The sequence below is a fragment of the Streptomyces sp. 130 genome, from assembly GCF_007096885.1.
Lineage (GTDB): Bacteria > Actinomycetota > Actinomycetes > Streptomycetales > Streptomycetaceae > Streptomyces.
In genome coordinates, this window is the sequence record NZ_VJNO01000128.1 from 1 (window position 1) to 513 (window position 513).

The 513-nt window shown below is 71.2% G+C and carries 1 protein-coding gene; it reads right to left on the reverse strand.

Annotation, left to right across the window (positions count from 1 at the left end; all coding sequences use genetic code 11):
• On the reverse strand, positions 1–513 hold a 513-nt coding region (locus tag FKN01_RS32315), incomplete at both ends, for a phosphopantetheine-binding protein (RefSeq protein WP_143626195.1).

Genomic DNA, 513 nt, shown 5'->3' on the forward strand with positions numbered 1-513 from the left:
AACACATCGTGACGCTCCACGACCGCACGAACCGCAGCCTCCACATCCCCCAGCCCGGCACCCGCACGCACCGCCACACCCATCGACTGGTAGAAGCCGTCCAGGATGCCGTGGCGTTCGGCGAAGAGGCTGATGACGGGCGTCGCGGGGATCTCGCCGACGGGCTCGTCGGTGACGTTGGCGGGCTCGTCGGCCTCGGTCGCCCGCGCCATCGCCGCGAGGGCTTCGACGGTGCGGCGGCGGAACACGTCCCGCGCCGAGAACACCAGCCCCGCCGCCCGCGCCCGCGCGACCAGCTGAATCGCGACGATCGAATCGCCACCGAGGTCGAAGAACGACTCGTCCACACCCACCGAGTCCAAGCCCAGAACCTCGGCGAAGACCCCGCAGAGCGTCTCCTCGGCGGCAGTGCGCGGCCGGGTCGACGTGGCGCCGCCGAACTCCGGTTCCGGGAGGGCCTTGCGGTCGGTCTTGCCACTGGAGTTCAGCGGGAAGGCGTCCAGGACCACGACC